The 8324-nt window shown below is 43.9% G+C and carries 8 protein-coding genes and 1 pseudogene; all 9 read right to left on the reverse strand.

The window, feature by feature from the left end:
• Window positions 1-203 precede the first annotated feature (203 nt).
• Window positions 204-1274: a Holliday junction branch migration DNA helicase RuvB gene (gene ruvB, locus POG22_RS17345; RefSeq protein WP_063716271.1), complete on the reverse strand. Its 1071-nt coding sequence runs from the start codon at window positions 1272-1274 to the stop codon at window positions 204-206.
• Between the two features lie 68 nt (window positions 1275-1342).
• Window positions 1343-2227 (reverse strand): hypothetical protein, encoded by an 885-nt coding sequence (locus POG22_RS17350; RefSeq protein ID WP_498906618.1) that lies wholly within the window; start codon window positions 2225-2227, stop codon window positions 1343-1345.
• The gene (locus tag POG22_RS17355; protein WP_498906619.1) at window positions 2224-2694 is read right to left on the reverse strand and encodes a hypothetical protein; all 471 of its coding nucleotides are present in this window, start codon (window positions 2692-2694) and stop codon (window positions 2224-2226) included. Before POG22_RS17355 ends, POG22_RS17350 begins: the two co-directional genes overlap by 4 nt.
• Window positions 2687-3649 (reverse strand): type III-B CRISPR module RAMP protein Cmr4, encoded by a 963-nt coding sequence (cmr4, locus tag POG22_RS17360; protein ID WP_498906620.1) that lies wholly within the window; start codon window positions 3647-3649, stop codon window positions 2687-2689. Before cmr4 ends, POG22_RS17355 begins: the two co-directional genes overlap by 8 nt.
• A gap of 2 nt (window positions 3650-3651) precedes the next feature.
• Window positions 3652-4959: a hypothetical protein gene (locus POG22_RS17365; RefSeq protein ID WP_498906621.1), complete on the reverse strand. Its 1308-nt coding sequence runs from the start codon at window positions 4957-4959 to the stop codon at window positions 3652-3654.
• A 378-nt stretch (window positions 4960-5337) separates the two neighbouring features.
• Window positions 5338-6594 (reverse strand): hypothetical protein, encoded by a 1257-nt coding sequence (locus POG22_RS17370; protein WP_498906622.1) that lies wholly within the window; start codon window positions 6592-6594, stop codon window positions 5338-5340.
• Complete coding sequence (locus POG22_RS17375) at window positions 6591-7700, reverse strand: RAMP superfamily CRISPR-associated protein (protein ID WP_150128375.1); 1110 nt, start codon at window positions 7698-7700, stop codon at window positions 6591-6593. The genes POG22_RS17370 and POG22_RS17375 overlap by 4 nt, the downstream gene beginning before the upstream one ends.
• Window positions 7701-7706: 6 nt before the next feature.
• The gene (locus POG22_RS17380; protein WP_498906623.1) at window positions 7707-8228 is read right to left on the reverse strand and encodes a Uma2 family endonuclease; all 522 of its coding nucleotides are present in this window, start codon (window positions 8226-8228) and stop codon (window positions 7707-7709) included.
• Window positions 8209-8324, reverse strand: a pseudogene (locus tag POG22_RS17385) (ISKra4 family transposase); the annotation flags it as partial. The gene POG22_RS17380 and the pseudogene POG22_RS17385, both read right to left, overlap by 20 nt.

Here is an 8324-nt window from a genome sequence, read left to right on the forward strand (position 1 = left end):
AACCGATTTTTCTCTAAGATGTCATTTTTACCCGAATTTTTCTTTTTTCTCGGTCTTAATCCCTAACCAACTCCCGACTAATTTCATCCCCTTCTCGTGCTACTTGGCGTACTACAAGTTGAAGTGCGGAATGTGAGTTACATCCCTTTCTAGATGCAGGCTACAATTTACCCGACATACCCAGCTCGGAAGAGCCAACACGTCTAGAACAAAGACATTTGACGCTCGGGGGGGTCGTAACCCAGATGTTTCCAAGCTGCGGGAGTGGCGACGCGGCCGCGAGGCGTTCGGGCCAAATAGCCAATTTGCATCAAATACGGTTCGTAGACTTCCTCAATCGTTTGGGGATCTTCCCCCGTCGTAGCGGCGATGGTTTCCAAACCCACCGGACCACCGCCAAACTGTTCGATCGCCACTGTCAGCAAGCGGCGATCGGTCCAATCGAGACCCATCGGATCGACGTTAAACAACTCTAAGGCCGATCGCGCCACCTCTGCCGTCACCGTTCCTTCGGCTTTCACTTGGGCGTAATCCCGAACCCGCTTCAGCAACCGATTCGCCACCCGAGGCGTTCCGCGCGATCGCCGTGCGATTTCCGTCGCCCCATCTCCCGTCAGCGGCGTATCCAACAGTTTCGCCGTCCGTTCCACGATGAGCGTCAATTCCTCCGGTTCGTAAAACCGCAACCGCTGCACTAACCCGAAGCGATCGCGCAACGGCGAAGTCAACGCCCCCACCCGTGTCGTCGCCCCCACTAAAGTAAACGGCTGCAACTCCAAACTACGAGTTCGGGCAGATTTCCCTTTTCCGATGGTAATATCGACGCGAAAATCTTCCATCGCCGGATACAGCAACTCTTCCGTCATGCGGCTGAGGCGGTGGATTTCATCGATAAACAGTACGTCTCCCGGCTTCAAACTCACCAACAATCCCACGATATCTCGAGGACGTTCTAACGAGGGTGCGGTGGTCATTTTGTACCCGACTCCCATCTCCGACGCTAAAATCGTCGCCATCGTGGTTTTCCCCAATCCCGGCGGTCCGTAGAGTAATAAATGGTCGAGAGCTTCACCGCGAGATTGCGTGGCTTGAATGGCAATTTCGAGAACTTCTTTTAACTCCCGCTGTCCGATGTAGTCCGCCAATCGTTGCGGGCGCAGTTTTTCGTCCGGTTGGACGACGGCCTGTTCCTCTAGCGTTTCCTCCGGGGACAGCAGGTCGTTTCCTTGGGGTTCCGGTTTGGGAGAGGGTTGGTGAGAAGAGAGAATCGCCATGACTCGAAAATTGCGGCCAGTCGCATCGGGACTTCTTTTTACCTTAGCTCGAATCGCGATCGCCCTCGTCACCCATCGCTCTCGTTATACCAAATTCCAAATTCGCCAATTTTAAAAACGCTCGATCTCTCTACCACACTCCCCGGAGTCCAGCAAAGTCCTGAAAATTCAACGTGTTGACCGACGTAGTGATTTTTTGAATTTCCATCACGATCCTTATTATTCGAGCGCCATTCCCGCCCCGTCAGCGGCTCAATCTCTCCCCGAACCGATACGTTTTCCGTCGCTCTTGTATGAGCCAAAAGCTTTCCCTCCTCTGGAACGCGAATCACAATCGATCCATCTCGATCTTTCCAAGAATAGCCATTAAACAATTGAAGCTTGTTGTCACAATCTTCTACGATGGATATCTCTTCTAACCTTATATCTCCCCAACCATAACCCCGCTCACCTCCTATCTGTAAGCGGTGACAAGCCTCTTTCCATTTCAGTTCGCAATTTTCTTTTCCAAACACGTAACCCACCAGAAAAACCTGTTTATCATCATCCAACGTGCGCGGTGAAACAAACTCAACCTCGTGTAGAAACCCTTCATCAGCAGCCTGTTGAGGATACACCAACGCAGTACTCGCATAACTACTCAAAAAACGGCGACGAAACCAACTTTCCTTTTCCCAAGGGCGCTGAATCTGATAATTTACATTATCTTGAATTGCCGGATAAAAATAAGTAAAAGCTAGATCGTTATGAACTTTTTTACTGTAAATATCATACTGTTGAGATCTTGTAGCAGGCTCATCTGTAGCATCACGAGTCAACCGCATCGTCAATGCGCCCCAAAAAACGCGCCCCGTCACATAAGCGCGAGTTCGCTGCACGTTCCCCACACTGCCACATCCAATATGCAAAGGAGATTTGAGTTTAAAAACCACTCGATAAGCTTTCCAAGTCACGAGTTATCCTCCTGCTTATCTTCTGTTTGCTCCCCAGCTTTTTTTTCCTCCTCCACGTGACGAGCTTTCGCACCATAACGAGCATAAATTAACATTTGTTCTAGAGTTTCTTTAGCCAGAAAAAGACGCTCTAAATTCTGAGTTACACGATCGGCAATATGTTTGAGTACAGCATCAGGACTCAGATCGTCATTTCCATTGTTCTTGGGTTTATTCCAGCCAAAACTAAGACCCTCTAAAAGATTCAACATTTCTAAAACAACGGCTTGACCATTTACTTTTTCTCTAGCCAGTAGATACAGAAAACAAGCATAAACGCCATCTTCTTGCAACACGCCCAAAGCTTTTGTAACCGTGTTTTCCACATCACCAGCTTTCCGACCTTTGGTATTATCAATGGTATTATCAATAATAGCTTGGGCGCGTTCTGCAGCGATGCGATCGAGATTCATGACTGTATTACTCATTAATTAACTCCTTACCGAATACTTTTTCTAATGGCTTTCCCACCATTGCCATTCGTCCAAAACCCCGTGTTCCCATACCACCCACACCCAACCATTCAATCAGCTTAAAGCCGGAGTTCACGACATTAAACGCATTATTCCAAGAATCACCTGTAGTATCCAAGGTTGTAGAAGGAAACGCTTTTCGATAATCATCTAAAACTACATCAGCAGTCAAAAATGTAGCACGAGGAATCGCTTCGTAGGTGAACAACGCGCCTTCACTGGCTGCACCTGTTTCTGGCTCAATCGCTACTGATGTTCGCACTTCTAAATTGCTGTTGACAATTTGGCTGAAGAGGGAATTTTGGGCGATCGCAATCTTCCCACAAATCGCCTCATATCTCTTCTCATTTTGCCATTCTGAAGGAGGAGTTATACTAACTTGGCCAGCAATCCCCAACATTAACCAACCCAAATTTAACGGGTCAGTCCGTTGCCAATCCAGTACAACTTGTCCCATTTCCCAATCACTAGGAAAATCGCCACTGATAGTAAACCCCGCATCTTCCAGCCGCTCCACTGTAGTAACCCACACTGGCCCAGCCATCGAATGCACCGGAAACAGCAAAATATGGGCATCAAAAATATTCACAACACCAGAATAAGCTTTACCTTGGTTATTTTTGTCCCCATCTTTAGACTTTTCAAGATACCCAAAGATATAGCAAACCGGATTTTCATCGAGTTTTTCAATTGCATCGTGGCTTTGTCCAGCGGCTTCCGGCGTTCCATACAACTGAGCCGCATAAGCTCTCGCCGCACCATGCAAACTCGTACCGGGAATCTTCGGAATTTTCGTCCCCGGTTCGCGCACAATACTGTTATCAACTCGTCCCAAGCGATAACCTCCCGTCCCAATATGCACGGGGTCGAGGGTCATAAATAAATAACATTGTCGCTGATAAATTGCCATCTTTATTTTCCTTCCGAATCTTTCAAAATTTCCATATAGAGTTCTGCTAAATCTGCCAGTTCGCCTCGCACTCCCGCGTTAACCAGTTGCTGGCGATTTTCTGGAGAAATATCAGTCCATTTTTTGTACTTTTTAGTCCATGTCGCATTGGCTAGCGTGTCAGCAACGAACCGCTTAAATATGGGATCTTCCCAAGATTGTTCCCAGACTTCTGGTTCCCGCTGTCCGAACCAGAGTTCGCGGGTGGCTTCGATGGTGTGAATAACTTGATGGCGTTGAGATTTTTCAAGATTTTTGAAAATATTCCAAAGCGTTTCAATACGGTCTAAATCTTCAAGGTAAAAGGGGCGAGTTGGGCGAGAACGACGACCTGTTTTTTCGTCGTAGTAAATCTCGAAGCGACGAGCGGAAGTGTCGAGATATTCAAAGTCAAAATGGCTTGGTCTAACCCATACTCGTTGTCCTCTATCTTTTGGCATTTGAGGAGAACGAGGATTTAGCTCGCAAATATATTTTAGCTTCCGTTTACCCTTTGGACTCCAAGAGTTACCTTGGTAAAGTCGAGGATACCATTCATCTTGCTTACTTACATCACCAGCGACAACTGGTATGTTCCAAGTAATCCCGTTGTCAAATTGTAATTGGCAAGAGTTGGCGGATTTATCTTTTTCTATTAATCTCCAACCTTCCCAACTTTTGCCGCTATCCATATCAAGCTGACCTGACATATTTAGCATTGCCCGACCAGCTTCTAATACAGAACGAATAGGGGTACGACGCCTGAAAAAAACTAGCCCTATATCTAAAGGCAGTCGATCGCGTACCCGCCCCATTTGCTGCTCATACTCTGTCTTTAATTTATGTGCGATCTCTAAAGCTTTATCACCCGGAACTAACACTAAGTAAATAGTAGGTTCAGATACTATAGGAATAGTAGGATAGTAGCCATTAATTTGCCTAACGTTTTGAATATTAACTTTCATTTTTGAACGACTAGCCTGCAAAAAGCTAGATGGGTCTGAAAGCTGCAATGTTTTTCCTTGCAATTTTTTAATCAGATCGACCTCACTGATTGCTAATTCAGTAGCACAGTAGTTCAAATTATCTGTTGTTAAAAATCTTTGGTTAGGTTTATCCCAAACCACGCTTAACACAACACCATCAACATCTAGATCGTAGACATGGTAATCTCCTAAATCGGAGAAATCACCAATATCTGGAGATAGCTCTAAGCGAAACGAACGCAGACCAACAGTATTAAGTATCAACTCATCTGTGTTTTGCCAAAAAGAGCGGGCTGTTTCAGCCATTCGATATAACCGAGCAGGTGAAGGACTCTTAACAACATCTCCAGCTACTTTGATGGTAGAAACCAATGTACCGTCAAGCCAACCTTCTAAGCCGAGTTTCCCAACAAGCAGAGTTAAACGACCATTATCATCAGCTACTTCATCTGTCCAGATTGTATTCTGTGGATTTTGCTGTTTAATATCTTGAACCCATTCTTGAGAACGACGACCTCGACGGTTTAAGCAAATACGGCAAATTTTTCGCTCTTTTGCTTTTCTTTCCTTTGCCCAATTAGATAGATATCTTTCTACTTTAAGGCATGAATCTTGGCGTGGATAACCAATAGGATAAACTCCACAAGCTGTACAAATTTCGGAGTTTGTTGGGCGATTATTTTTTCACTCTGTATTAAATAAGTAAATGTTATTAGCCGTAGTTTGCTTTTCTTTTAATGCTTCTAGACGTGGTTCAGCGACCAGCTTATCTACATGGTTTTCAATTTCTGAACTTGAATGCTCATTTCCAGCTTTGACATGGTGTAAATTATCTGCTGTAAATGAATCACTGAAATGTACTTTTGGTTTCAAATCAGATGGGAACAGAAATTGAATTTCTTGTTGTAACTCTGTTTGTTCACTAGCATTAAAAATATCAGGTAGTAAATAATAAGCACCTGTTTCATCTTGATAAAGTTGATTGCCTAACGCAAAAGTCTCTTCAAGACACTTTTGCACTTCTCTAAAAGAATTATCAATCACTTGCTTCACACCTAACAAGTCACCAATATTGTTGCTTTTTTTATAACTTTCTAAGATATCTAGATTAACTCTTAATGTGCGAAAGGGTAAATTTCTCAGATTTGAAGGCCAACGATTTTTAAAGATATAGTTAGTTGCAGCTTTAGCTAATGTAGCTACAGAATAGCCCCAATCCCAAAGTGAAATTTCGTTATGAGGTCTTCGATTATCAGCCAAACCCCGTTTCATCAAAGCCATCATTTGATTTAGCCATTTTGAGCGGTTAGGGGAGGCAATTTCCTTAATATTCTCTAAAGGTAAGTCATGAAGGATTTGTGTCAACTCTTCAACTCCTTCTGTGCCTATTTGATCTTCATAACCAAATGGTGTAGCACGAAATACACTCCTATAGGGTTGTTTATGCTGCTCAGGATCTCCTTCTTTATCTATGTGGGCTATGCCATGAAGATAGCCGATGAGAAGTCCGGGTTGCATGGACTTACCCAAGATCTTATTCCAGTCAGCATTTCCATCTACTGATAACTTGGTTTTAGTTAAAAGCGGCATTAATTCAGCAAAGCTATACTGTTCGCCAATCCATGCAAATTCAATTCTTTTAAGCAGATTATTTATATCAGTTCTTTCACCAAACGCACAAAATTGATTGTTGGCTGTAGCTAAGATTTGCGTAACAAACTCTGCACTGGGATCGCTATCTATGTTTTGGAAATGAGCATAAATATCGATACTGCGTGGGTCGGATAACAAATTGTGTCCGTACTCTACTCCCAGTTTAGGATCTTGACTTTGCAAAAGGCGATCGCTCATTTTACCCAAGTCATGAATTAATCCAAGAGCCTCCATTAAAAGAATTGTACGGCGTTGGTCATGGCTTGGTCGCCAGAAAGAATTAGTCATACTTGACCTCCATTAGATAGGCGATCGCCTATTTGCTGAGCGCAACTCTCCAACTCACTGAGTTTCTCAAAAGAAACTTCAGTCATGTTTGGTTTTTGGGAGGGTTCAGGTTCAGGGTTTATTTCTACGATCGCCGTTTCTGTCAATTTACGCTGTTCGCTATCCCACCATTTTCTTGCCTTATCATAAAGTTGTCCAGCTTTTTTAGCAGACTTTCCTTGTAAATATTGTTCTTTAGACTTAAAACTCCCATCAGGGTTTAGAAATTCTGGATCGATTTGTCCAGGTGCAATCAGATAGCGAGGTAAATCCGGTTCTGGTGGTTTTACTGCTGGTTCCGGTTGCTTTAACTCTGGGATATCAGCTTGAATCGCTAAAATACCTTGTTCGTTGAGTCGATCTTCGACAACACCAAAACCACTACTGGTTTTCGCTCCAAAGCCATAAACCGCGAGCATCGCCTCTACTCCTCTTACCACGAGTTCTAAATCCCGAGCAACTTGGATTTCCTTAATTTTACCAAAAGGCACGTATAGAATAACAAAGTCGCCTGTTGTACCGATCGGGACTGACTCCAGCAAAATGGGATTTTTTCCCGTACCTTTTTTGCGATCGTGTGGGTTAATGACTTCCAAACCCATCTTATCGAAAAAAGTTGGATAAAAGTAGAGATAACCAGCTTGTCCTTGCTCGTTATCGCGAGCATTCCCAAAAAGCCGAACGATCTGCTCGTTCTCTTCTTTATATTCGAGTTGCCATAATGCTGCTCGTAACGCCCCTTTCCAGCTTGAAGGAGCAACCATAGGGGTTTGAAATACCTTATCTTTTCGTACTGGATTATCGAGGAGGTGGAAGGGGCGATCGTCCTTGCTGAGATAAGGCTTTTTCAGTTTGAACGGAACCCGCAACAAGAAACTCAATTGTGGTAACGGTAATCGATCGAGCGTCGAAAAATCAGGAGTAAATTCAAATTGATTGAAGTTTATATATCGATCGATCGTCTCATAACATTTTTGCCACTTGTCTAAATTTTTGCGCTTATCTTTCGCAAACATTGCTTGCTGAAGCCAAGAGTCTTGAGTTGCTGAACGTTCGTATTGCATCATTTACCTCTATGCATCCTGTATATTTACGCCTTCATAAATCTCATCCAAGCGAATCGCAAAATCGACCGATTCAAAAGCCAATGTCTGCTGTGCCTCTCGATATTCCTTGAGTAACCAATATCCCTCTCCTGTTTTAACAAACTGCTTGACATAAATCTGATACCGATCGACTAACACATATTCTCGAAATTCAGGGATAGTACGGTAAGCATCAAACTTATCCCCTTGGTCGTAATTGCGAGTACTTTTAGACAGCACTTCTACAATTACCTGAGGATTGGTCACTGTATCGGTTCGGTCTGCATAAAACATCGGTTCTCCAGCAATTAACATCACATCGGGATAAGTAAATAGCTGACTGGATGAAATCCAAAGTCGCACGTCTCCAATGAAAATTTTGTAGGGTTGCTGTCGTAAGGCAAATTTTACATGAGCATAGAGATTTCCTGCAATATCGTTATGGTTGGTACTGCCACCTGTCACTGGGTGCATCCCAGTTTTGCAAGTGTCAGGCGTAAAAGTCTCCATTGAGATAAGCACAGCGTTGCTTGAGGACTTGTGGAACGTTCTGACGTTCCCACTGAGCGCCGGAAATCTTGAGACGCCGACCAATCTGCTTGACCG

This window comes from Geitlerinema sp. CS-897 (genome assembly GCF_028368005.1).
In the GTDB taxonomy this organism is placed as follows: Bacteria; Cyanobacteriota; Cyanobacteriia; order Cyanobacteriales; family Geitlerinemataceae; genus Baaleninema; species Baaleninema simplex.

Bases quoted from the DNA above. Each gene is read 5' to 3' on its own strand.
- POG22_RS17375 (WP_150128375.1), bottom strand. From the start codon at position 7,700: ATGATGCAATACGAACGTTCAGCAACTCAAGACTCTTGGCTTCAGCAA.
- POG22_RS17380 (WP_498906623.1), bottom strand. From the start codon at position 8,228: ATGGAGACTTTTACGCCTGACACTTGCAAAACTGGGATGCACCCAGTG.
- POG22_RS17355 (WP_498906619.1), bottom strand. From the start codon at position 2,694: ATGAGTAATACAGTCATGAATCTCGATCGCATCGCTGCAGAACGCGCC.
- cmr4 (WP_498906620.1), bottom strand. From the start codon at position 3,649: ATGGCAATTTATCAGCGACAATGTTATTTATTTATGACCCTCGACCCC.
- POG22_RS17365 (WP_498906621.1), bottom strand. From the start codon at position 4,959: ATGGCTGAAACAGCCCGCTCTTTTTGGCAAAACACAGATGAGTTGATA.
- POG22_RS17370 (WP_498906622.1), bottom strand. From the start codon at position 6,594: ATGACTAATTCTTTCTGGCGACCAAGCCATGACCAACGCCGTACAATT.
- ruvB (WP_063716271.1), bottom strand. From the start codon at position 1,274: ATGGCGATTCTCTCTTCTCACCAACCCTCTCCCAAACCGGAACCCCAA.